At 67.2% G+C, this 22,742-nt stretch carries 21 protein-coding genes; 17 read left to right on the forward strand and 4 right to left on the reverse strand.

All coding sequences use genetic code 11. The annotated features are described in order from the left end of the window. The first annotated feature begins 63 nt into the window (after positions 1 to 63). The 4 genes from rpoA to dsbD all read left to right on the forward strand — a co-directional run bounded on the left by rpoA (position 64) and on the right by dsbD (position 3,942). Positions 64 to 1,041: a DNA-directed RNA polymerase subunit alpha gene (gene rpoA / locus A9Z05_RS18585; RefSeq protein ID WP_006477176.1), complete on the forward strand. Its 978-nt coding sequence runs from the start codon at positions 64 to 66 to the stop codon at positions 1,039 to 1,041. Between the two features lie 149 nt (positions 1,042 to 1,190). Next, positions 1,191 to 1,586, forward strand: a complete 396-nt coding sequence (gene rplQ, locus A9Z05_RS18590; protein WP_006477175.1) for a 50S ribosomal protein L17 — start codon at positions 1,191 to 1,193, stop codon at positions 1,584 to 1,586. A gap of 189 nt (positions 1,587 to 1,775) precedes the next feature. Then, a complete protein-coding gene (gene cutA, locus A9Z05_RS18595) occupies positions 1,776 to 2,102 on the forward strand; it encodes a divalent-cation tolerance protein CutA (protein WP_069619399.1) in 327 nt (108 codons plus the stop codon). Beyond that, the gene (dsbD, locus tag A9Z05_RS18600) at positions 2,095 to 3,942 is read left to right on the forward strand and encodes a protein-disulfide reductase DsbD (protein ID WP_069619400.1); all 1,848 of its coding nucleotides are present in this window, start codon (positions 2,095 to 2,097) and stop codon (positions 3,940 to 3,942) included. Before cutA ends, dsbD begins: the two co-directional genes overlap by 8 nt. Before the next feature lie 129 nt (positions 3,943 to 4,071). Here the strand turns inward: dsbD and hemB are convergent, their stop codons facing one another. Both hemB and yihA read right to left on the reverse strand, forming a co-directional pair. Further along, positions 4,072 to 5,070 (reverse strand): porphobilinogen synthase, encoded by a 999-nt coding sequence (gene hemB, locus A9Z05_RS18605; RefSeq protein WP_069619401.1) that lies wholly within the window; start codon positions 5,068 to 5,070, stop codon positions 4,072 to 4,074. Positions 5,071 to 5,323: 253 nt separating this feature from the next. Then, the gene (gene yihA, locus A9Z05_RS18610) at positions 5,324 to 5,983 is read right to left on the reverse strand and encodes a ribosome biogenesis GTP-binding protein YihA/YsxC (protein ID WP_069619402.1); all 660 of its coding nucleotides are present in this window, start codon (positions 5,981 to 5,983) and stop codon (positions 5,324 to 5,326) included. Between the two features lie 214 nt (positions 5,984 to 6,197). On the opposite strand from yihA, the gene A9Z05_RS18615 reads away from it, so the two are divergent. The 5 genes from A9Z05_RS18615 (at position 6,198) to msrQ (ending at position 12,330) form a co-directional block, all read left to right on the forward strand. Beyond that, positions 6,198 to 6,851, forward strand: coding sequence for a cytochrome c (locus tag A9Z05_RS18615; protein ID WP_012492295.1), 654 nt, complete (start codon positions 6,198 to 6,200; stop codon positions 6,849 to 6,851). A 219-nt stretch (positions 6,852 to 7,070) separates the two neighbouring features. Further along, positions 7,071 to 9,284, forward strand: a complete 2,214-nt coding sequence (locus A9Z05_RS18620) for a cytochrome c biogenesis protein ResB (protein ID WP_069619403.1) — start codon at positions 7,071 to 7,073, stop codon at positions 9,282 to 9,284. A 4-nt stretch (positions 9,285 to 9,288) separates the two neighbouring features. Next, the gene (gene ccsB, locus A9Z05_RS18625) at positions 9,289 to 10,467 is read left to right on the forward strand and encodes a c-type cytochrome biogenesis protein CcsB (RefSeq protein ID WP_069619404.1); all 1,179 of its coding nucleotides are present in this window, start codon (positions 9,289 to 9,291) and stop codon (positions 10,465 to 10,467) included. A 160-nt stretch (positions 10,468 to 10,627) separates the two neighbouring features. After that, positions 10,628 to 11,623: a protein-methionine-sulfoxide reductase catalytic subunit MsrP gene (gene msrP, locus A9Z05_RS18630; protein WP_069619405.1), complete on the forward strand. Its 996-nt coding sequence runs from the start codon at positions 10,628 to 10,630 to the stop codon at positions 11,621 to 11,623. Between the two features lie 20 nt (positions 11,624 to 11,643). Then, positions 11,644 to 12,330, forward strand: coding sequence for a protein-methionine-sulfoxide reductase heme-binding subunit MsrQ (msrQ, locus tag A9Z05_RS18635; RefSeq protein ID WP_069619406.1), 687 nt, complete (start codon positions 11,644 to 11,646; stop codon positions 12,328 to 12,330). 81 nt (positions 12,331 to 12,411) lie between these two features. Here the strand turns inward: msrQ and A9Z05_RS34910 are convergent, their stop codons facing one another. Then, positions 12,412 to 12,690: a lipoprotein gene (locus tag A9Z05_RS34910; RefSeq protein WP_081066463.1), complete on the reverse strand. Its 279-nt coding sequence runs from the start codon at positions 12,688 to 12,690 to the stop codon at positions 12,412 to 12,414. Between the two features lie 36 nt (positions 12,691 to 12,726). Between A9Z05_RS34910 and cyaY the strand changes: the two genes are divergently transcribed. Next, positions 12,727 to 13,053, forward strand: a complete 327-nt coding sequence (gene cyaY / locus A9Z05_RS18640) for an iron donor protein CyaY (RefSeq protein ID WP_006477165.1) — start codon at positions 12,727 to 12,729, stop codon at positions 13,051 to 13,053. A gap of 81 nt (positions 13,054 to 13,134) precedes the next feature. Here the strand turns inward: cyaY and A9Z05_RS18645 are convergent, their stop codons facing one another. Beyond that, the gene (locus A9Z05_RS18645; RefSeq protein WP_069619407.1) at positions 13,135 to 15,528 is read right to left on the reverse strand and encodes a penicillin-binding protein 1A; all 2,394 of its coding nucleotides are present in this window, start codon (positions 15,526 to 15,528) and stop codon (positions 13,135 to 13,137) included. Between the two features lie 220 nt (positions 15,529 to 15,748). On the opposite strand from A9Z05_RS18645, the gene A9Z05_RS18650 reads away from it, so the two are divergent. From A9Z05_RS18650 to A9Z05_RS18680, 7 genes are read left to right on the forward strand one after another with little or no spacing between them, the layout of a single operon-like run. Next, positions 15,749 to 16,672, forward strand: coding sequence for a competence protein ComA (locus A9Z05_RS18650; RefSeq protein WP_069619408.1), 924 nt, complete (start codon positions 15,749 to 15,751; stop codon positions 16,670 to 16,672). Continuing rightward, positions 16,669 to 17,325, forward strand: a complete 657-nt coding sequence (locus A9Z05_RS18655; protein ID WP_069619409.1) for a fimbrial protein — start codon at positions 16,669 to 16,671, stop codon at positions 17,323 to 17,325. Before A9Z05_RS18650 ends, A9Z05_RS18655 begins: the two co-directional genes overlap by 4 nt. Next, positions 17,322 to 18,188, forward strand: a complete 867-nt coding sequence (locus A9Z05_RS18660) for a pilus assembly protein (protein ID WP_069619410.1) — start codon at positions 17,322 to 17,324, stop codon at positions 18,186 to 18,188. Before A9Z05_RS18655 ends, A9Z05_RS18660 begins: the two co-directional genes overlap by 4 nt. After that, positions 18,185 to 19,816 (forward strand): type IV pilus secretin PilQ, encoded by a 1,632-nt coding sequence (pilQ, locus tag A9Z05_RS18665; RefSeq protein WP_069619411.1) that lies wholly within the window; start codon positions 18,185 to 18,187, stop codon positions 19,814 to 19,816. The genes A9Z05_RS18660 and pilQ overlap by 4 nt, the downstream gene beginning before the upstream one ends. 40 nt (positions 19,817 to 19,856) lie before the next feature. Next, positions 19,857 to 20,411, forward strand: coding sequence for a shikimate kinase AroK (gene aroK, locus A9Z05_RS18670; protein ID WP_069619412.1), 555 nt, complete (start codon positions 19,857 to 19,859; stop codon positions 20,409 to 20,411). Further along, a complete protein-coding gene (gene aroB / locus A9Z05_RS18675) occupies positions 20,408 to 21,487 on the forward strand; it encodes a 3-dehydroquinate synthase (RefSeq protein ID WP_069619413.1) in 1,080 nt (359 codons plus the stop codon). The genes aroK and aroB overlap by 4 nt, the downstream gene beginning before the upstream one ends. 41 nt (positions 21,488 to 21,528) lie before the next feature. Next, positions 21,529 to 22,737 carry a deoxyguanosinetriphosphate triphosphohydrolase gene (locus A9Z05_RS18680; protein WP_069619414.1) on the forward strand — a complete coding sequence of 403 codons (1,209 nt, stop codon included), beginning with the start codon at positions 21,529 to 21,531 and terminating at the stop codon, positions 22,735 to 22,737. The last annotated feature ends 5 nt before the right edge of the window (positions 22,738 to 22,742 follow it).

Here is a 22,742-nt window from a genome sequence, read left to right on the forward strand (position 1 = left end):
TTCTGGTTGTTACCGGTCAGCCTTATCGGTGTAACGAGCCGAGGGTATTGAAAAGGAAAGCCCATGCAAACCAGTTTGCTGAAACCCAAGATCATCGCCGTGGAATCGCTGGGCGAGAACCACGCGAGGGTGGTCATGGAACCGTTCGAACGCGGTTACGGCCACACCTTGGGCAATGCGCTTCGCCGCGTGCTGCTGTCGTCGATGGTGGGCTACGCGCCGACCGAAGTCACGATCGCGGGCGTGGTGCACGAGTACTCGACGCTGGATGGCGTGCAGGAAGACGTCGTCAACCTGCTGCTGAACCTGAAGGGCGTGGTGTTCAAGCTGCATAACCGTGACGAAGTGACGGTTACGCTGCGCAAGGAAGGTGAAGGCGTCGTGACGGCCGGCGATATCGAGCTGGCTCACGATTGCGAAGTCATCAACCCGAATCACGTGATTGCGCACCTGTCGAAGGGCGGCAAGCTCGACGTTCAGATCAAGATCGAAAAGGGTCGCGGCTATGTGCCCGGCAACGTCCGTCGCTACGGCGAAGACACGGCCAAGATCATCGGCCGCATCGTCCTCGACGCATCGTTCTCGCCGGTTCGCCGCGTGAGCTATGCGGTTGAAAGCGCACGGGTCGAGCAGCGTACCGACCTCGACAAGCTCGTGATGAACATCGAGACGAGCGGCGTGATCACGCCGGAAGAAGCGATCCGCCAGTCGGCCCGCATCCTGGTCGACCAGCTGTCCGTGTTCGCGGCGCTGGAAGGTACGGAAACGGCAGCCGAGGCACCGTCGCGTGCACCGCAGATCGATCCGATCCTGCTGCGTCCGGTGGACGATCTCGAGCTGACGGTTCGTTCGGCGAACTGCCTGAAGGCCGAGAACATCTACTACATCGGCGATCTGATCCAGCGCACGGAAAACGAGCTGCTGAAGACGCCGAACCTCGGTCGCAAGTCGCTGAACGAGATCAAGGAAGTGCTCGCTTCGCGCGGTCTCACGCTGGGCATGAAGCTCGAGAACTGGCCGCCGGCTGGTCTCGACAAGTAAGCCCGGTCGTAGCCTGGCTATAGCTGTAGTTGGCAAAGATGCGGATTTTCCTTTAAAATCCGCATCTTGCTTTTTTTCGTTACCGGCCCGTGCGCCCGCCGAGGCGCGATAGAAGAGCTGGACCAAAACTTTGAATCAAGGAAACTGAAATGCGCCATCGTCATGGTCTGCGGAAACTGAACCGCACGAGCAGCCACCGTCTGGCTATGCTCCGTAACATGTCCAACTCGCTGATCGAGCACGAAGTCATCAAGACGACGCTGCCGAAGGCGAAGGAACTCCGTAAGGTCGTCGAGCCGCTGATCACGCTCGGCAAGAAGCCGTCGCTGGCAAACCGTCGCCTGGCGTTCAACCGCCTGCGCGATCGTGACTCGGTCGCGAAGCTGTTCGACGTGCTCGGTCCGCGTTTCGCGAACCGTCCGGGCGGCTACCTGCGCGTGCTGAAGTTCGGCTTCCGCGTCGGCGACAACGCACCGATGGCACTGGTCGAACTGCTCGACCGTCCGGAAGTCGACGAAACGGAAAACGTGCAAGAAGCCGAGTAAGCTTCCGGTACGCAGCAGGATCTGAAAGGGGCCGAGCGATTGCTTGGCCCTTTTTGTTTTTGAGATGCGGGCTGCGATCGATTGTCGCAGGCCGGTGCCGACAGCGTCGCGCGGGCTGCGCTACGATACGGGCAACCGGTGCGGTCCCTGAACGGGTAACCGGCGCGGGCAGACCAGCGAGGAGGCGGGATGATAGTGGTGCTGATGCTGACGACGGTCCCCGATGCGGCGACGGCTGCGACGCTCGCCGACGGCGCGCTCGACACGCGGCTGGCCGCGTGCGTGTCGGAGCTCGGCACGATCAAGTCGCGCTATCACTGGCAGGGCAAGGTCGAAACGGCCGACGAGATCCAGTTGCTGTTCAAGACGAGCCCGGTTCGGGCAATCGAACTGGAGCGATTTATTCTCGCGCATCATCCGTACGAGACGCCCGAAATCGTCTCGTGGCAGACGACGGCATCGCCCGCGTATGGCCAATGGGTGATCAACGAAACTCAACGTCTATTTCATGTTTAACGGTATGGCGCCTTCGGTACGCGTGCGCGCGCTGCGGTTTCTTGCGGTCCTGTTATCGTTCGTGCTCGTGCTGGGCGGGCTGTCCGCCGCGCGCGCGGCCGACGATTTCCTCGATCCGTCGGTTGCGTTCAAGTTCAGCGCGAGCGAATCGCCGGGACAGGTGGACGTCCGCTTCAAGATCGCCAACGGCTACTACATGTACCGCGAGCGGTTCGCGTTCGCGGTGAAAAGCGGCCAGGCCACGCTCGGCGAGCCGCAATTCCCGGCCGGCCACGTGAAGTTCGACCAGACGTTCCAGAAGGACGTCGAGACCTACCGCGACGAAGTCGTCGTTCACGTGCCGGTGAAGCAGGCGGCCGGGCCGTTCGAGCTCGCGGTGACGTCGCAAGGATGTGCGGACGAAGGGATCTGTTATCCGCCGGCCGAGCACGTGATGAAGGTCGATGGCGCCGCGCTCGGCGCCGCCTCGCCGCCCGGCGACACGGCTGCCGCGGGCAACTGGCTCGACAAGGTCACGAGCGCCGATTTCGCGCAGTCCCTGCTCGAAGGCCACGGCTTCTTCACGATCGTCGCGCTCTATTTCGTCGCCGGTGTCGTGCTGAGCCTGCTGCCGTGTTCGTACCCGATGATTCCGATCGTGTCCGCGATCATCATCGGCCAGGGCACGCGCGCGACGCATGCACGCGGCTTCGCGTTGTCGCTGACCTACGTGGTCGGCATGGCGCTGGTCTACACGGTACTCGGCATCGCCGCCGCGCTGGTTGGCCAGAGCCTCGGCGCATGGCTGCAGAACCCGTGGGTGCTCGGCGCGTTCGGCGTGCTGCTGACCGCGTTCGCGGTGTCGCTGATTTCGGGCAAGGACATCGCATTGCCGGAGCGCTGGCAGAACGGCGCGGCCGAGGCATCGAGCGCGCGCCAGGGCGGCCACTTCGTCGCGGTCGCGGCGATGGGCGCGTTGTCGGCGCTGGTCGTCGGCGCGTGCATGACGGCGCCGCTGTTCGCGGTGCTCGCTTTCATCGCGCACACCGGCAATGCGTTGCTCGGCGGCGCGGCGCTGTTCGCGATGGGGCTGGGGCTCGGCGTGCCGCTGCTAGTCGTCGGCGTCGGGGCCGGGACGGTGCTGCCGCGTGCTGGCGCGTGGATGGACGGCGTGAAGGTGTTCTTCGGCATCGTGCTGCTCGCGGCCGCGCTGTGGATCGTGTGGCCGGTGCTGGCGGGCGGGCTGAAGATGGTGCTGGCCGCGTTGTGGCTGCTGATCGCCGCCGCGGCGCTCGGGTTGTTCACGCCGAATGCCGGCGCCGCGTCGATCTGGCGCCGCCTGGGCCGCGGCGTGGGCGCCGCGCTCGCGATCTGGGCCGCGACGCTGCTCGTCGGCCTGGCTGCGGGCTCGACCGATCCCGTCAAACCGCTGGCCGTGCTGGCGGCGCGTACGGTGGCGTCCGGCGGCGCGGCGACGGCCGGCACGGCTGCGGCGCAGGACGGCCCCGCGTTCGCGTCGGTGCGTTCCAGCGGCGAACTCGACGCACTGCTGAAGACGTCGGGCCAGCCGGTGATGCTGGACTTCTACGCGGACTGGTGCGTGAGCTGCAAGGAGATGGAGCATCTGACGTTCACCGACGCGCGCGTGCAGGCGCGGCTCGCGCAGCTTCACCTCGTGCGCGCGGACGTCACCGCGAACAACCCGGACGATCAGGCGCTGCTCAAGCGCTTCAACCTGTTCGGGCCGCCGGGCATCATCTTCTTCGATCGCAACGGCCACGAGATCGGCCGCGTAGTCGGCTATCAGGCGGCCGACACGTTCCTGCGCAGCCTCGATCGGGCGGCCGTTCCGACGGTATGACGGCGGCCGGCTGCGGCGAACCGGCGAATGGAAGATCCGGGCCGGCTGACGGTCGAGATCGACGGTAAACAAAAAACGGCGGAACACCGAGGTGTCCCGCCGTTTTTGCTGGCGCCTGCCGGCGCGCGATCAGCGCTGCGCTTTCAGCAGGCGCGCGGCATCGAGCGCGAAGTACGTGAGCACGCCGTCGGCACCCGCGCGCTTGAACGCGAGCAGCGATTCGAGCACGACCTTGTCGTGGTCGAGCCAGCCGTTCATCGCGGCCGCCTTCAGCATCGCGTATTCGCCGCTCACCTGGTACACGTAGGTCGGGAAGCGGAACTCGTCCTTCACGCGGCGCACGATGTCGAGATACGGCATGCCGGGCTTGACCATCACCATGTCTGCCCCTTCGTCGATGTCGAGGCGCACTTCGCGCAGCGCTTCGTCGCTGTTCGCCGGATCCATCTGGTAGGTCATCTTGTTGCCCTTGCCCAGGTTGGAGGCCGAACCGACCGCATCGCGGAACGGGCCGTAGAACGCCGATGCGAACTTCGCCGAATAGGCCATGATCCGCGTATGGATATGGCCGTCGCTTTCCAGCATCTCGCGGATCGCGCCGATGCGGCCGTCCATCATGTCCGACGGCGCGACGATGTCGACGCCGGCTTCCGCCTGCGCCCGCGCCTGGTCGACCAGGATCTCGATCGTTTCGTCGTTGATCACGTAGCCGCTCTCGTCGAGCACGCCGTCCTGACCGTGGCTCGTGTACGGATCGAGCGCGACGTCGGTCAGCACGCCCAGTTCGGGGAAGTGCTTCTTCAGCTCTCGCACCGCGCGCGGGATCAGGCCTTCCGGATTGGCCGCCTCGCGGCCGTCGGGCGTCTTCAGCGACGGCTCGATGGCCGGGAACAGCGACAGCACGGGCACGCCCAGTTCGACGCATTGCTCGGCGACGTGCATCAGCAGATCGACGGACACGCGCTCGACGCCCGGCATCGACGGGATGGGCTGGCGTTGGTTGGTGCCTTCGACGACGAACACCGGGTAAATCAGGTCGTCGGTGGTCAGGCGGTTTTCGCGCATCAGGCGGCGGGAGAAGTCGTCGCGGCGCATCCGGCGCGGACGGTGAAGCGGATGGAAGCTCATGGCGATTTGGCAGAAATCAGGGCAAGAAGGACCTTACGGAACCCTTAGGTCATTTTCGAGATCGTTGGTATATGATAGCGATCGAGCGGCACGCGTTGCGTGCAGCTCCCCGCTTCTCCTCCCTGAGCGGGTGCCTGTCGTTTTTCGATTAGGCTGTTTGACCCGCCGTTCAACGGCGGGTTTTTTTATGAGCCGGCCGAATCCGCAGACGCCGTCAGGTGCGCACGGCCGATCCCAGCCGCGCGTTGCCCGCTCATTGTGCTACAGGCTCGCTTTTTTCGTCGGCGACGGACGGCCGCAGCCAGCTCTCGATCAATTCATGGGCCTCGTCGAGCCCCGTGCGCTTCAGCGCCGAGAACAGCTGGACCGTGAGCTTGCCCTTCACGCCCTGGTCGCGATACGCGTCGAGCCCCTTCTGCGTGTTGCGCAGCGCGTTGATGCTTTCCTGGCGCGTCAATTTGTCGCACTTGGTCAGCAGCGTGTGGATCGGCTTGCCGGTCGGCGCGAACCACTCGATCATGCGCCGATCGAGCTCGGTCAGCGGACGGCGCGAATCCATCATCAGGATCAGGCCGCAGAGCTGCGAGCGCGTCGCGAGATAGGACGACAGCAGCATTTCCCAGTGCGCCTTCGCGGCGCCGGGCACTTCCGCATAGCCGTAGCCGGGCAGGTCGACGAGGTTCGCGACGGGCTCGGCGGCCGGGCCGACGGAGAAGTAGTTGATATGCTGCGTGCGGCCGGGCGTCTTCGACGCGAAGGCCAGCCGCTTCTGGTTGCACAGCACGTTGATCGCCGTCGACTTGCCGGCATTCGAGCGGCCCGCGAACGCGATTTCCGGCTGGACCGTCGGCGGCAGGTCGCGCAGATGGTTGACGGTCGTGTAGAAGCGGGCTTGATGGAGCAGAAAGGCCATGGGAACCGGAAGGACGGGCGGCGCGAGCCGCTTGGTGGAGGCGGGGTAGCCCCGATAGGCGCGGGAGCTTTCAGCACGATATTGTACAATACGGCGGTTTTGCCGAAGGCCACCGGGCGCCTGCCTCGCGCTTTTATGTGGCTTCTGCGGTAGACTGAACGCCGTCGTTTTTTGCAGAACCTCAAATTCCCACAAGACGAAACAGGGTGTGCGAATGAATCGACTGTGCAAGTCTCTGATGGTGCTTCAGGTTGCAGCAGGGTTCGTAGGTTTCGTAGCGGAGGCAAACGCGGCAGATGCGGCCAAGCCGGATCTCGACCGCGGCAAGGCGATTGCCGGGCAGGTCTGCGCGTCGTGTCACGGCGCCGACGGCAACAGCGCGTCGGGCAGTTTCCCGAAGCTCGCCGGCCAGCATCCCGAATATCTGGTCAAGCAGTTGAACGACTTCAAGACGCAGCCGGGCGCGAAGGGGCCGGTGCGTAACAACGCGGTGATGGTCGGATTCGCGAGCGCGTTGAGCGCGGACGACATGCGCAACGTCGCCGCGTACTACGGGTCGCAGACGACGAAGCTCGGTACCGCACGCAATGCGGCGACGGTACCGGTCGGCCAGAAGATCTATCGCGGCGGCATCGCGGAAAAGGGCGTTCCCGCCTGCGCGAGCTGCCACGGGCCGACGGGGCAGGGAATCCCGGTCCAGTACCCGCGTCTGTCGGGGCAATGGGCCGATTACACGGTCGCGCAGTTGACCGCGTTCCAGCAGGGTGCCGGCGCGCGCAACAACAACGAGGCGATGCATCAGATCGCGTCGCGGCTGTCGGATACCGAAATCAAGGCCGTCGCGGATTACATCGCGGGCCTGCGTTGAGCGGTCAGCCGCGAATGGAATGACCGGGCGCCCGAAGGGCGGCCGGAGTCAGAACAAGAAAAGGGTGGGGCGCCGCGCCGTCGCGGTTGCCTCGCCCTTCTTTTTTGTCGGCACTCGCCGGGCCGAGCCGCGATGGCGCGGCTTGCAGGCGATGGGGAGCTGCGCTCCCCGAGCGAACATAGTGAGCGTGGGGGCTGTTTCCCCTTAGTCGGAGTTTGAATGAGCGTTACCACGTCGGGGTTGCAGTCGAAGTCGGGTCAGGGTGCGTCGAAACGTGCGGTCGAGCTGCTCAGCTCGATGCGCTTCGCGATCGCGCTGCTGGTGGTGCTGTCGATCGCGAGCATCATCGGCACGGTCCTGACCCAGGACGATCCGTATCCGAACTACGTGAACCAGTTCGGGCCGTTCTGGGCGGACATCTTCCGCTCGCTCGGCCTGTACAACGTGTACAGCGCATGGTGGTTCATGCTGATCCTGATCTTCCTCGTCGTGTCGATCTCGCTGTGCGTGATCCGCAATGCGCCGAAGATGCTCGCCGATGCGAAGAGCTGGAAGGACAAGGTTCGCGAAGGCAGCCTGCGCGCATTCCACCACAAGGCCGAATACACGGCGTCCGGCACGCGCGCGAGCGTCGCGGCGACGCTCGCCACGTTCGTCACGAAGGCCGGGTACAAGCACGTCGTGCGTGAAACCGACGGCGCGACGCTGATCTCCGCGAAGCGCGGCGCGATGACCAAGTGGGGCTACATCTCCGCACACCTCGCGATCGTCGTGATCTGTATCGGCGGCCTGCTCGACAGCAACCTGCCGATCAAATTCCAGATGCTGATGTTCGGCAAGAGCCCGGTCAACACGAGCGCGACGATCAGCGAGATCTCGCCCGACCATCGCCTGTCCGCGTCGAACCCGACGTTCCGCGGCTATGCGTGGGTGCCGGAAGGCCAGTTCGTGTCGACCGCGATCCTGAACCAGCCGAGCGGCTCGCTGATCCAGGATCTGCCGTTCTCGATCCAGCTCGACAAATTCATCGTCGATTACTACACGACGGGCATGCCGAAGCTGTTCGCGAGCGACATCGTCGTGATCGATCGCGAGACCGGCCGGAAGATCACGGCGCGCGTCGAGGTCAACAAGCCGTTCACCTACAAGGGCGTGTCGATCTACCAGTCGAGCTTCCAGGACGGCGGCTCGCAGATGCAGATGACGGCCTATCCGATGACGGGCAGCCACGCGGCGACCGTCCCGGTGAAGGGTACGATCGGCAGCTCGGCGCCGCTGCAGGTCCCGGGCGCGGACGGCGACACGATCGAATTCTCCGATTTCCGCGCGATCAACGTCGAGAACATGGCCGACGCGAAAGGCAAGCCGGACGTGCGCGGCGTCGCGACCACCAGCTCGCTGAAGGAAGTGTTTGACGAGCGGCTCGGCTCGGGCGCGAAGACGTCGAAGCCGACGCAGCTCCACAACATCGGGCCGTCGGTGCAATACAAGATCCGCGGCAAGGACGGTCAGGCGCGCGAATTCAACAACTACATGCTGCCCGTCGACATGAACGGCGAGCGCGTGTTCCTCGCCGGCGTGCGCGCGAGCCCGAACGACCCGTTCCGCTACATGCGGATCCCGGCCGACAGCCAGGATTCGATCGGCGAATGGATGCGCCTGCGCGCCGCGCTCGAGGATCCGGCCGTGCGCACCGAGGCCGCCGCGCGCTTCGCGCAGCGCTCGCTGCCGGGCGACGCGTCGTTGCGCGGCCGCCTGCAGGACAGTGCGTCGAAGGTGCTGACCCTTTTCGCAGCGAGCGACGACAGCGTCGGACGCGGCGCGGACGGCCAGCCGATTGGCGGCTTCCAGGCGGTGGCGACGTTCATCGACCGCTCGGTGCCGAAGGGCGAGCAGGAGAAGGCCGCGAGCCTGCTGTTGCGGATGCTCGAGGGTTCGATGTGGGAGGTGTGGCAGATCGCGCGCGAGCGTGCCGGCGAGCCGGCCGCGCAGCAGGGCACCGACACGATCCGCTTCGTGCAGAACGCGATCAATGCACTATCCGACAGCTTCTTGTATGGATCGCCGGTCTATTTGCAGCTTGACTCCTTCAAGCAGGTGCAAGCTTCGGTATTTCAGCTGACGCGCGCGCCCGGCAAGAATCTGGTGTATCTTGGCAGCCTGCTGCTGGTCGCCGGCATCTTCTCGATGTTCTATGTGCGCGAGCGGCGGCTCTGGTTCTGGCTGAAGGACGCCGGTTCTGGCGTCGAGGTGGTGATGGCAATGTCCACGGCCCGCAAGACCTTCGATTTCGAGAAAGAATTCGTGCAGACGCGCGATGCGGCCGGCGCCGCCTTGCACGCCGCGCCTCGCGACGCCGCACCGGCCGGTGCGGCTTCGACGGCCCGCCCGCCTGCCGGCGGCGGTTCCGATTCCGAGAATTCCACCCGGTAACATCATGGATCTCACGCAAGTTTCCTCTTCCCGTACGGCGCCGGCATCGTCGCCGCTGTTCGACGACCGTCCGTTCCTCGCGCGCCTGTCGCTGTTCGACTGGCTGTTCGCCCTGGCGTTGGTGGCGGGCGCGGGCTATGCGCTCGTGCACTACAACGCGCACATGGATTACTACGACAAGGCGGTGATGATCGGCACCGTGCCGGCGCTCGTCGCGCTCGGCTGGCGCTGGAAGCCCGCGCGGCTGATGATGGCGTCGATCGCCGTGCTGTCGCTGCTGTCGATCCAGATCTACCAGGGCGATCTCGCGCGCGCCGATTCGGCGTTCTTCCTCAAATACTTCCTGTCGAGCCAGTCGGCGATTCTGTGGATGAGCGCGCTGTTCGTGCTCGCGACGATCTTCTACTGGATCGGCCTGCTCGCGCGCGCCGAAACGGGCGCCGCGATCGGCCAGAAGCTCACGTGGGTCGCCGTGCTGATGGGCTTCACGGGGCTGATGGTGCGCTGGTACGAGTCCTACCTGATCGGTGCGGACGTCGGGCATATCCCTGTGTCGAACCTCTATGAAGTGTTCGTCCTGTTCAGCCTGATCACCGCGCTGCTTTATCTGTATTACGAAGGTCACTACGGCACGCGTTCGCTCGGCGCATTCGTGCTGCTGGTCATCAGCGCGGCGGTGGGCTTCCTGATGTGGTACTCGGTCGCGCGCGATGCGCAGCAGATCCAGCCGCTCGTGCCGGCACTGCAAAGCTGGTGGATGAAGATCCACGTGCCGGCGAACTTCATCGGCTACGGCAGTTTCGCGCTGTCGGCGATGGTGTCGGTCGCATACCTGATGAAGGAGCGCGGGATCCTCGCGGATCGCCTGCCGACGCTCGAAGTGCTCGACGACGTGATGTACAAGTCGATCGCGGTCGGTTTCGCGTTCTTCACGATCGCGACGATCCTCGGCGCGCTGTGGGCGGCCGAAGCGTGGGGCGGCTACTGGAGCTGGGACCCGAAGGAAACCTGGGCGCTGATCGTATGGCTGAACTACGCGGCGTGGCTGCACATGCGGTTGATGAAGGGCCTGCGCGGCGCGGTGGCCGCGTGGTGGGCGCTCACCGGCCTGCTGGTCACGACGTTCGCGTTCCTCGGCGTCAACATGTTCCTGTCCGGGCTGCACAGCTACGGCAAACTGTAAGGTTTCCGCCGCTCGTCCGACTATCGAACCGCCGGTGCACTGCGTGCCCGGCGGTTTTCTTTTGTAACGCGGCGGGCGAACCGGGCGTCGAACGGCGCGTGACGGGCCCGGTCGAACGTTGATGAAGCATGCGCGCCGCGCATGCGGGAGGAACTGCACGATGTGGATCAAACGCCCTTTGCGTGACGTACTGACCGGCGCGGATATCGCGCCGAGCGAGATCACCCCGCGCGCTGTGTTCGAGAACCGGCGGCGCGTCTTGCAGGCGGCCGGCCTCGCGGCCGCGGGCGGCCTGTTCGGCACCAGCGGCGCGGCGCTCGCCGCGTATGCGTCGCCCGACGCGCGGGCGGCGAAGCTCGCGGCAAAAACGAACCCGAAGTTCGTCGCCATCGACAAGGTGACGCCGTTCAAGGACATCACGTCCTACAACAACTTCTACGAATTCGGCACCGACAAGAGCGACCCGGCGCAGAACGCCGGCACGCTGCGGCCGCGCCCGTGGCGGGTGAGCGTCGAAGGTGAGGTGCAGCACCCGAAGGTGTTCGATCTCGACGAGTTGCTGAAGCTCGCGCCGCTCGAGGAGCGCGTGTACCGGCTGCGCTGCGTCGAGGGCTGGTCGATGGTGATCCCGTGGATCGGCGTGCCGCTGTCCGAACTGATCAAGCGTGTCCAGCCGACCGGCAACGCGAAATACGTGCAGTTCGTCACGCTGGCCGATCCGTCGCAGATGCCCGGCCTGTCGAAACCCGTGCTCGACTGGCCGTATTCGGAAGGGCTGCGTATGGACGAGGCGATGAATCCCTTGACGCTGCTGACGATGGGCGTCTACGGGCAGGTGCTGCCGAACCAGAACGGCGCGCCGGTGCGGATCGTCGTGCCGTGGAAGTACGGCTTCAAGAGCGCGAAGTCGCTCGTGAAGATCCGCTTCGTCGACAAGCAGCCGAAGACGAGCTGGAACACGTACGCCGCGAACGAGTACGGCTTTTATTCGAACGTGAACCCGAACGTCGATCATCCGCGCTGGAGCCAGGCGACCGAGCGGCGCATCGGCGAGGACGGCTTCTTCACGCCGAAGCGCAAGACGCTGATGTTCAACGGCTACGGCGATCTGGTCGCATCGATGTATCAGGGGATGGACCTGAAGAAGAATTTCTGAGCGTGACGGTGAGAAACGACATGCGTCCTTCGACGCTCACTTCCGAGCGCGCCGCGGGTGGCCGGTCGGCCGCACGCACCGCGCGCACCGGTGCGATCCGTCCCGCCGCGCCGCGCTGGCTCGCACCGGCCAAGGTGCTGGCGTTCGCGGCCGGCCTCTATCCGCTCGCGCGCCTCGTGCTGTTCGGGCTGACCGACCGGCTGGGCGCGAACCCGATCGAGTTCATCACGCGCTCGACGGGCTTGTGGACGCTCGTCCTGCTGTGCGTCACGCTTGCCGTCACGCCGCTCAGGCGCATCACGGGCTTCGCGCCGCTGCTGCGCTTTCGCCGGATGATCGGGCTGTTCGCGTTCTTTTACGCGACGCTGCACTTCACGACCTACCTGTGGTTCGACAAGTGGTTCGACGTCGTGGCGATCCTGAAGGACGTCGGCAAGCGCCCGTTCATCACGGTCGGCTTCGCGGCGTTCGTGCTGCTGATTCCGCTCGCCGCGACGTCGCCGCGTGCGATGGTGCGCCGGCTGGGGCGCCACTGGGCGACGCTGCACAGCGCGATCTACGCGATCGCGCTGTTCGGCGTGCTGCACTTCTGGTGGATGCGGGCCGGCAAGCACAATCTCGCGCAGCCGAAGCTCTACGCGGCCATCGTCGCCGTGCTGCTCGGCTGGCGGCTGGTGGCGTGGGGATGGCGGCGCGTGCGCGCGTGACGCGGCGGCCCGGAAAAACAAAAGGCGATGACCGGGAAGTCATCGCCTCGTTGCGAGCGCCGCGCGGGCGGCATCGCGTCGTTACTTCGTGGCGGCCGGGCCCGATGCCGGGGCGGGCATGGTCGATGCGCTGCTCGACAGCTCGGGCGACAGCGTGAGCGGCGAGCCGGACGTGTCGGGCGTCTCGTCGGACGACGCGTTTTCGTCGGTCGGTTTCACGTCCGACGGCGGCGTGTTCTGCTGCTGGATCGGCTTGGGCATCGGGGGCACGGTGGGCAGATAGAGCGCGCCGCTTTGACCGCAGCCGGCAAGAATCGCCAAAGCCGCTACAATCGCGCTCATCCGGAAAACGACTCGCATGATCGTCCCTGAACAATTTAACCGATAGAGTTTAGCATGTCCGATACTGAATACCTGGCCCGTGCCGAGGCCGTGCTGGCGGCCGTCGAGCGTACCGTGGACGTCGCGAACGACGGCGATCACGACATCGATCTGGAGCGCAACGGCAGCGTGCTCACGCTGACATTCGAGAACGGCTCGAAGATCATCGTCAATCTGCAGCCGCCGATGAAGGAGGTGTGGATCGCCGCGAAGGCCGGCGGATTCCACTACCGTTTCATCGACGGCGAATGGCGCGATACGCGCACGGGCACCGAGTTCTTCTCGGCGCTCACCGAATACGCGACCCAGCAGGCCGGCCTGCCGATCACGTTCGGCGCGTGACGGCCGGGGCACCGGCCCCCGAACGTCGTGCCCAAAGAAAAAGCGCCCCGCGGGGCGCTTTTTTCATGGTCGGGCCGCGGGTCAGTGGCCCTGGAACAGGTTCATGATGTCCTGCTTTTCCTGCTCGTCGACGTGCGGCACGGCCTCGTCGACGTTCTGCGCGGCCGGCGCCTGCGGCACGCCGACCGTCGACACGAAGCCGTGCCCCGGCGTGAACTCGGTGAAGTACAGCTCGCCGCCGAGCGATTCGACGCCGTCCGGCACCGTCGGCTTGAACTCCGGCACGCCCTTCAGCGCCGCACCCATGTAGTCGATCCAGACCGGCAGCGACAGGCCGCCGCCCGTTTCGCGATCGCCGAGGCTGCGCGGATTGTCATAGCCGATCCACGCGATCGCGGCGAGCGTGTGCTGGTAGCCGGCGAACCAGGCGTCGTGCGAGTCGTTCGTCGTGCCGGTCTTGCCCGCGAGGTCCGTGCGTTTCAGCACGTTGGTCCGCGCGCCCGTGCCGCGCTGCGCGACGCTCTGCAGCAGGCTGTTCATCACGTAGGCGTTGCGCGCGTCGATCGCGCGCGGCGCGTTCTGCTCGGCGACGAGCGGCTGCGCGCGCGCGACGATCGCGCCGTTCGGATCGGTGACTTCGGCGATCAGGTACGGATTGACGCGGTAGCCGCCGTTCGCGAAGACCGAGTACGCGCCGGCCATTTGCAGCGGCGTGACCTGGCCGGCGCCGAGTGCCATCGGCAGGTAGGCCGGATGGCGCTCGGCGTCGAAACCGAAGCGCGTGATGTATTGCTGCGCGTATTTCGTGCCGATGTGGTTCAGGATCCGGATCGACACGAGGTTGCGCGAGCGCTGCAGCGCAGTGCGCATCGACATCGGGCCCTCGAAGCCGCCGCCGTAGTTCTTCGGCTCCCACGGCTGGCCGCCCGTTTCCGCGGCGCTGAAATACAGCGGGCCGTCGTTGATCACGGTGGCCGGCCCGAGGCCCTTGTCGAGCGACGCCGAGTAGATGAACGGCTTGAACGACGAGCCCGGCTGCCGCCACGCCTGCGTGACGTGGTTGAACTTGTTCTTGTTGTAGTCGAAGCCGCCGACGAGCGAGCGGATCGCGCCGTCCTGCGGGACGATCGACAGGAACGCGCCTTCGACCTGCGGCAACTGCGTGATCGACCATTTGCCGGCGTCGTTCTTCACGACGCGGACGATCGCGCCCGGGCGGATGCGGCGGTTCGGCTGCGCGTTGGCGGACAGCGCGCCCGACGCGAAGCGCAGGTTGTCGCCCTCGATCGTCGCGGTGCTGCCGTCGATGAATGCCACCGTGATCTGGCGCGGGCTTGCGGCCGTCACGACCGCGGCGATCAGCTCGCCGTTGTCGGGGTGCTCGAGCAGCGCGTCGTCGATCGCCTGTTCACGGTCGTCGGCGCCGGCCGGCAGCTCGATGAAGCCTTCCGGCCCGCGGTAGCCGTGGCGGCGCTCGTAATCCATGATGCCCTTGCGCAGCGCGGTGTACGCAACCTGCTGGTCCGCGGAATCGATCGTCGTGACGACGTTGAAGCCGCGCGTGTAGGTTTCCTCGCGATACTGCGCGTACATCATCTGTCTGACCATTTCGGCGACGTATTCCGCGTGCACGCTGAAATCGCGCCCCGGACCCTTGACGACGAGCGGCTGAGCGGAAGCTTCGTCGTACTGTTCGCGCGTGATGAAGTTCAGCTCGAGCATCCGCTGCAGGATATATTCCTGGCGCACTTTCGCGCGCTTCGGGTTGACGACCGGGTTGTACGCGGATGGCGCCTTCGGCAGCCCCGCGAGCATCGCGGCTTCCGCGAGCGTGATGTCCTTCAGGTCCTTGCCGAAATAGACCCGCGCGGCGCTCGCGAAGCCGTACGCGCGCTGGCCGAGATAGATCTGATTCATGTAGACCTCGAGAATCTGATCCTTCGTCAGCGCGCGCTCGATCCGGTACGCGAGCAGCATCTCGTAGATCTTGCGCGTGTAGGTCTTCTCGCTCGACAGGAAGAAGTTGCGCGCGACCTGCATCGTGATCGTGCTCGCGCCCTGCGACGCGTGGCCGTTCGTCAGCGCGACGAAGCCGGCGCGGATGATGCCGGTGAGGTCCACGCCGCCGTGATCGTAGAAGCGCGCGTCCTCGATCGCGAGGATCGCCTTCTTCAGCGAGTCGGGCACGTCCTTGAAATGGACGACGTCGCGACGTTCCTCGCCGAATTCGCCGATCAGCACGTGATCGGACGTGTAGATGCGCAGCGGCACCTTCGGCCGGTAGTCGGTCAACGCATCGAGCGACGGCATGTTCGGCCAGGCCACGACGAGCGCGTAGCCGAGCACGAGGCCGCCGGCCACGACGAGGGCCACGCACATCGCGGCGAAGCCGAGCAGGACTTTTTGCCACCAGGGCCGCTTCTTCGGCTCCGGGGCGGGAGGCGGGGACGTAGGAGTCGTGGATTGCATAGGCATACCGGAAAACAGTCCCGCGATTATAGCCGCCCGGTAAGACCGCTCCGGACGCGGGGGCCGCCCGTCGCGAAGCCGCGGGTCGGCGTGCCGTCAGCATAGTCCGTGCACGGCCGCCGTGAGCCAATGCTGGCCGTTTGGCCGACTGTCGGCCGCGCGCGTCGCTTTGCAGAATCAGGTCTCGGAAGCGCGGCGTGGGCCGCGACGATCTCGGGAGGCTGGGATGGCAGGACGATGGGTGGCGCGGTTTGCGCAGGGCAGGCACCGGTCGACGGGAATCGACGTCGGTGCGCACGAAGTGAGGGTGGCCGTGCTGAGCCGGCGCGGCAGGGAAGCGGAGGTGCGCGTCGAGGGGCTCGAGCGGGAACCGGTCGGACTGGCGGGCGGGCCGGAGGACGCGCGTTGGGCGGCGGTCGCGCGGTCGCTGGCGGCGGCCGTGGCGCGGCTGGCGGCGTCCGGCGTGCAGTGCGACGCGCGCGGCGTGATGGCGCTGCACGATGACGAGATGCGCACCGCGACGCTCGATCTGGCCGGGCGCGGCGACATCCCGGATGCCGCGCGGCAGGCCGCCGAGCGCATCTCGGGGCTCGCGCCGGACAGCCTCGCGTTCGACTGGCGGCACTACGGCGGCGCGCGGTCCGGCGAGATCGCGGTGGCGGTGGCGCCGCTGGCGCTGCTCGAGCGGCGGATCGACGTGGCCGCGCAGGCCGGTATCGACCTGACGGTGATCGACGGCGAGTCGGCCGCCGTGCTGCGCGCGCTGCGCTATGCCGCACAGTTCGAACTCGATGCGCAGGGCGCCTATGCCGTGCTCTGGTTCTGCGACGCGGGCGTGCGCGGCTGGCGGATCGAGGGCCCGTCGGCGATTCCGGTGCTCACCCTGTCCGGCACGTTGCCGGAGGCACTTCCCGATGCGCTGCGTCGGCGCGTGCTGGGGGCCGTGGGTTGCGTACTCGTCGCCGGGGACGCGCGATGTATCGCCCGCTTCGATACGTCGATCGCCGAGATCGGCGATGTGCTCGGCACGGCGGTGATCCCGTTCGACTGCACGGGCTGGGACGGCCAGCCGTGCGCGTGCGCCGCCATGCCGGGCGGCCCGGCGTTTGCCGTCGCGTTCGGGCTGGCCTTGCGTGGGGTGCGGGAATGACGGCCGGTCACCTGGCGGCAAACGGGGACGCCGCGGCTGCGGCCCAGCAGGCCGTACAGGCGATACTCGGCGACTTCAACCTGCTGCCGTACCGCGAGCGGCTGGCGCACGCGGTACGGCGTCGGCGGGCCATGCAGTGCGGTGTCGCGATCCTGCTCGGCGTGCTCGGCGCCGGCCTGTGGACAGGCGCTGCCGTGTTGTCGCGGTGGCGGGTGGACGCCGAGCGCGCCGGCGTGGAGGCACGGCTGCGGCAGGTGCAGCCGCAGGTGGCCGTTGCGACGCGCGCGGCCGACGCAGCCGCCGCCGTCGCGCGGCGCGAAGCGCAGGCGACTGCGCTGGCCGCACCTTACCGGCGCGTGGCAGGGTTGCTCGCGACCCTGAAGCAGGTGCGCGCCGATCATATCCGGCTCGACGCGCTGCGCATGACGACGACCGGCGCCGTGCTCGAGGCGCGCGCCGCGAGTTACCGGGCGGCTGCGCGGTGGCTCGCCGCGATGGCGCGCGAGCAGCGCGACTGGCGGATCGATATAGACACGTTGAAGCCGGCGTCGGAGGCGCCGGCTTCGACGGCCGGGATGCCGTTCCGGTTCTCCGTGCAGTTGCGCTGGCACGACGCGACGTCGTCGCGGACGGTGTCGGGAGGTGGCGCATGACGGCGCTCGCGCATCGGCCGGCGCTGTGCGCGGGTGCCGGGACGGGCCGCATGCCGCGCGTGTCGGCGGCCGCCGCGCATGCCGCGGGTTGCGTGCTGGCGTTCGCGGTCGTGCTGGCGAGCGGCATTCATCTGGCGAATGCGGCCGACTGGAGCGGGCTGGCACATAGTCGCGCGTTGCTCGCCGCCGCGCAGGCGCGCGCTGCCGACGCGCAGCGCGTGCTGGCTTCCGCCGGACAACGACGCGACGGCCATCTTGCGTCAATGCGTGACGATCGCTTGCCACCTAAGCCGGAATGGGCCGCGCTGATGCTGGCGCTGGCCGATCTCGCCGCGTCGAGCGGGTTGCGCGGCGTATCGATCGAACCGCAGCGCGCCGATGGCGCGGCACCGGACGGCCGACGCACCGTGCACATCGTCGCGGACGGCGGCTTTCACGCATTGCTGCATATGGTTGGCGGGCTGGCGCGCTTCCCGGTGCTGGCGGTACCGTCGGCGCTGCGTATCGAGCGCGGCATGTCGGCGGCGCGGGTGGACATGTCGGTCGACGTGTTTCCGGCGCTGCCGGCGACAACGGCCGCGGCGGCCAACGTGCCGGTTCGCGCCGCTGCGCCCGCCGCCGATCCGTTCGACGAGGCGGGCCCGGCCGAAGCGCCGGGGCGCGCAGCCCGCCTTGCCGGCACGATTCGCAACGCGCGTACCGGTCTCGCGTTGTTCGACGACGGCGACGGCGTGTTCACGGTCGTCGCACCTGGCGAGGTGCTGGGGGCCGCGCGCGTGGTGCGGGTCGAGCGCGCGGCCGTGACGCTTGCGACGGCGGACGGATCGCAGCGGCTTGTTCTTGACGACGGAGGCCGGCCATGACGACGCACGGCTGTTGGGTACTCGCCATCTGGGCCGGCGTGACGGCGGCCGGCGCAAGCGCGTCGTTGCCGCCGCTGCCGGCGGTCTGGCCGGCCGGAGCCATGGATGTGTCCGTGCCGGGCCCGCCGCAGCCACCGCGTGTGGCCGACAGCGTGGGCAGCGCGGTAGCGGAGGACGCCGGCCCGCCGCCGTTCGATCAGGCGGCGCGCACGGCGCTGCAGACGGAAACCGCCGCACCGCTCCCCGCGCTGGAGGGGCCGCCGATCCCGCTGGCGCCGCCGGCCCGGATGAGCGACGCCGCGGCACGGCAACCCGGCGATGCGGACGACGCGCGGCGGATCTCGCTGAATCTGCAGGGCGTCGGGCTCGCGGCTGCATTCGACGCGATCGCGCGGTTCACGGGGCTCAATATCGTCGTCGGCGAACAGGTGCGCGGCACGGTCACGTTACGTCTGAACAATGTCGGCTGGCGTGACGCGTTCGACACGCTGCTCGATACGCACGGGCTCGCGATGTCCCGGCGCGGCAACGTGATCTGGGTCACACCGGCCGCCGAGCTGGCAGCGCGCGAACGCGAGCGCTTCGACATGCATGCGCGGGCCGCCGATCTGGAGCCGCTCGCGAGCCGTACGTTCTCGCTGCACTATCCGCGCGCGCAGGACGTGCAGCGGCTGCTGGCCGGTGCGACGGGCCAGCGCCTGCTGTCGAAGCGCGGCGCCGCGGCGGCCGATCCGCGCACGAACCTGCTGTTCGTGACCGATCTCGCGCCGCGCATCGTGCAGATCGCGGAACTGATCGACGCGATCGACCGGCCGTCGCGGCAGGTCCGGATCGAGGCTCGCATCGTCGAAGGCGAGCAGGGTTTCTCGCGCAACCTCGGCGCACGCGTCGCGCTGCGTGCGCAGGGGCGGCCGTCATCGGCCGAGGGTGCGTCCTTCACGGCGGATGCGCGTAACGCGCTGGATCTCGCCGCGCGCCCGCTCGGCGGCTTCGACGCGGCGACCGCCGGCTTCACGCTGTTCGCCGCGCCGCTCAGCCGCGTACTCGACATCGAGTTGAGCGCGCTGGAGGCACAGGGCCGGGGCCAGATCGTTTCGCGTCCGCGGGTGGTGACGGCCGACCGCGTGAAGGCCATCGTCGAGCAGGGCTCCGAGCTGCCGTACCAGGCGAAGGTGGGCAACGGCATGAGTGGCGTGCAATTCCGCCGCGCGACGCTGAAGCTGGAGGTCGAGCCGCAGATCACGCCGGACGGGCGCGTGGTGCTCGATCTCGACGTGACGAAGGACAGCGTCGGCGAGCCGACCGCGGCGGGCCCCGCGATCCATACGAAGCACGTGCAGACGCGTGTCGAGGTCGAGAATGGCGGGACGGTCGCGATCGGCGGCATCTATGAACAACTGAACCGGAACGATGTGACGCGGGTGCCGCTCTTGGGCAAAATACCGTTTCTGGGCGCGCTTTTCCGGCACCGCGTGCAGCGCGACCAGCGCAACGAGCTCGTCGTCTTCATCACGCCGACCGTCGTCGATGCGCGTTGCGGCGCACCCGGCGCGGGCGACGCGGATGCCGAGAAAACGGGGCCGGAAGCCGCCGGCGCAGGCTCGACAAGGCAGCCGCTTTGCCAGTAAGCTGCGCCACACACCAGCAAGATTGAAGCAGAGGAAGCCGTTGCAAGCGCGGGACCCACATGCAAACGTATTTTTCGTCGGCCTTATGGGAGCGGGTAAGACCACCGTGGGCCGTGCGGTCGCGCGTCGTCTCGACAGGACGTTCTTCGACTCCGACCACGAAATCGAGGCCCGTACGGGCGCGCGCATTCCGGTGATCTTCGAGCTGGAGGGCGAGGCCGGCTTTCGCGATCGCGAAACGCAGGTAATCGCCGAGCTCGCGCAGCGCGAGAACATCGTGCTCGCGACGGGCGGCGGCGCGGTGCTGCGCCCGGAAAATCGCGACAGCCTGAAAAGCCACGGCATCGTCGTCTACCTGCGCGCCAATCCGCACGATCTGTGGCTGCGCACGCGCAAGGACAAGAACCGCCCGCTGTTGCAGACCGAGGATCCGAAGGGGCGTCTCGAAGCGCTGTACGAAGTGCGTGACCCGCTGTACCGCGAATGCGCGGATTTCGTCATCGAGACCGGCCGTCCGTCGGTCAACGGTCTCGTCAACATGGTGTTGATGCAACTCGAACTGGCCGGCGTCATCGCCAAGCCGCTACAAGCATGATTACTGTCAACGTCGATCTGGGCGACCGCGCCTATCCGATTCATATTGGCGCCGGCCTGATCGGCCGCACCGAGCTGTTCTTGCCCCATATCAAGGGTTCGTCCGTCACGATCGTCACGAACACGACGGTCGATCCGCTCTACGGCGACGCGCTGCGCGCGGCGCTCGCGCCGCTCGGCAAGCGCGTGTCGACGGTCGTGCTGCCGGACGGCGAGGCGTACAAGAACTGGGAAACGCTGAACCTGATCTTCGACGGCCTGCTGACGGATCACGCGGACCGCAAGACGACGCTCGTCGCGCTCGGCGGCGGCGTGGTCGGCGACATGACGGGCTTTGCCGCCGCATGCTACATGCGCGGCGTGCCGTTCATCCAGGTGCCGACGACGCTGCTGTCGCAGGTCGATTCGTCGGTCGGCGGCAAGACGGGCATCAACCACCCGCTCGGCAAGAACATGATCGGCGCGTTCTACCAGCCGCAGGCCGTGATCGCCGACATCGGCGCGTTGACGACGCTGCCCGATCGCGAACTGGCGGCCGGCGTCGCCGAAGTCATCAAGACGGGCGCGATCGCCGATGCGGAGTTTTTCGACTGGATCGAGGCGAACGTCGATGCGCTGAACCGTCGCGAGCCCGCTGCGCTCGCGCACGCGGTGAAGCGTTCGTGCGAGATCAAGGCGAGCGTCGTCGCGGCCGACGAGCGCGAAGGCGGCCTGCGCGCGATCCTGAACTTCGGCCACACGTTCGGCCATGCGATCGAGGCCGGGCTCGGCTACGGCGAATGGCTGCACGGCGAGGCGGTCGGCTGCGGGATGGTGATGGCCGGCGACCTGTCGGTGCGGCTCGGCCTCCTCGACGAAGCGTCGCGGCAGCGTCTCGATGCGGTGATCGCGGCCGCGCATCTGCCGACCCGCGGGCCCGCGCTCGGCGATGCGCGCTACATGGACCTGATGCGTGTCGACAAGAAGGCCGAGGCCGGCGCGATCAAGTTCATCCTGCTGAAGCGATTCGGCGATACGCTGATCACGCAGGCGCCGGACGAAGCGGTATTCGCTACACTGGCGCGGACGACCCGCTAACGGCGGCCCGGATTCGCCGGCGCCCCTGACATGGAGGAGACGTGAGCGAGACATCCAGCAGCACACTGCCCGAAGCCGGCCGCGCGTCCGTCGCGCCGGTGGCCGAGCCGCCGACGCTGGCGGCGCTGGAAGCCCATCTCGCTCCGTATGCCGCGCACGCGTCGCAGTCGCGCGGCCGCCGCCATCCGGAAACCCCGCCGGCGGCGCGCACCGAATTCCAGCGCGATCGCGACCGCATCGTCCATTCGACCGCGTTCCGCCGGCTCGAATACAAGACGCAGGTCTTCGTCAATCACGAAGGCGACCTGTTCCGCACACGCCTCACGCACAGCCTCGAAGTCGCGCAGATCGCGCGCTCGGTCGCGCGCAACCTGCGACTGAACGAGGATCTCGTCGAAGCGATCTCGCTCGCGCACGATCTCGGCCATACGCCGTTCGGCCATGCGGGGCAGGATGCGCTGAACGCGTGCATGCGCGAGCACGGCGGCTTCGAGCACAACCTGCAAAGCCTTGCGGTGGTCGACGAGCTCGAGGAGCACTACGGCGCGTTCAACGGGCTGAACCTGTGCTTCGAGACGCGCGAAGGCATCCTGAAACACTGCTCGCGCGAGAATGCGCGCAAGCTGGGCGCGCTCGGCGAGCGCTTCCTGCAGGGCCGCCAGCCGTCGCTCGAGGCGCAGCTCGCGAACATCGCGGACGAGATCGCCTACAACAACCACGACGTCGACGACGGCCTGCGTTCCGGCCTGATCACGATCGAGCAGCTCGCGGAAGTCGCGCTGTGGCAGCGTCACTACGAAGCGGCGCTCGCCGAATTCCCGCACCTCGAAGGCCGTCGTCTCGTGCACGAGACGGTGCGCCGCATCATCAACACGCTGATCGTCGACCTGATCGACGAGACGACGCGCAATCTCGCCCGCGTCGTGCCCGCGTCGCTCGACGATGTGCGCGCCGCGCCGCCGCTCGTGTCGCACAGCCCCGAGATTGCCGAGCAGGCAGCGGCCCTCAAGCGCTTCCTCTTCAAGAACCTGTATCGCCACTACAAGGTGATGCGCATGGCGAGCAAGGCGCAACGCGTCGTCACCGGATTGTTCGACGCGTTCATCGACGATCCGCGCCTGCTGCCGCCGCCGTACCAGTCCGACGACGCGGCGCAGCAGCCGCGTCTCGTCGCGCACTACATCGCCGGCATGACCGACCGCTTCGCGCTGAAGGAATATCAGCGCCTGTTCGTCATCAACGACAACTGACTGTC

This window comes from Burkholderia sp. A2, from assembly GCF_001729305.1.
Classification (GTDB): domain Bacteria; phylum Pseudomonadota; class Gammaproteobacteria; order Burkholderiales; family Burkholderiaceae; genus Burkholderia; species Burkholderia sola.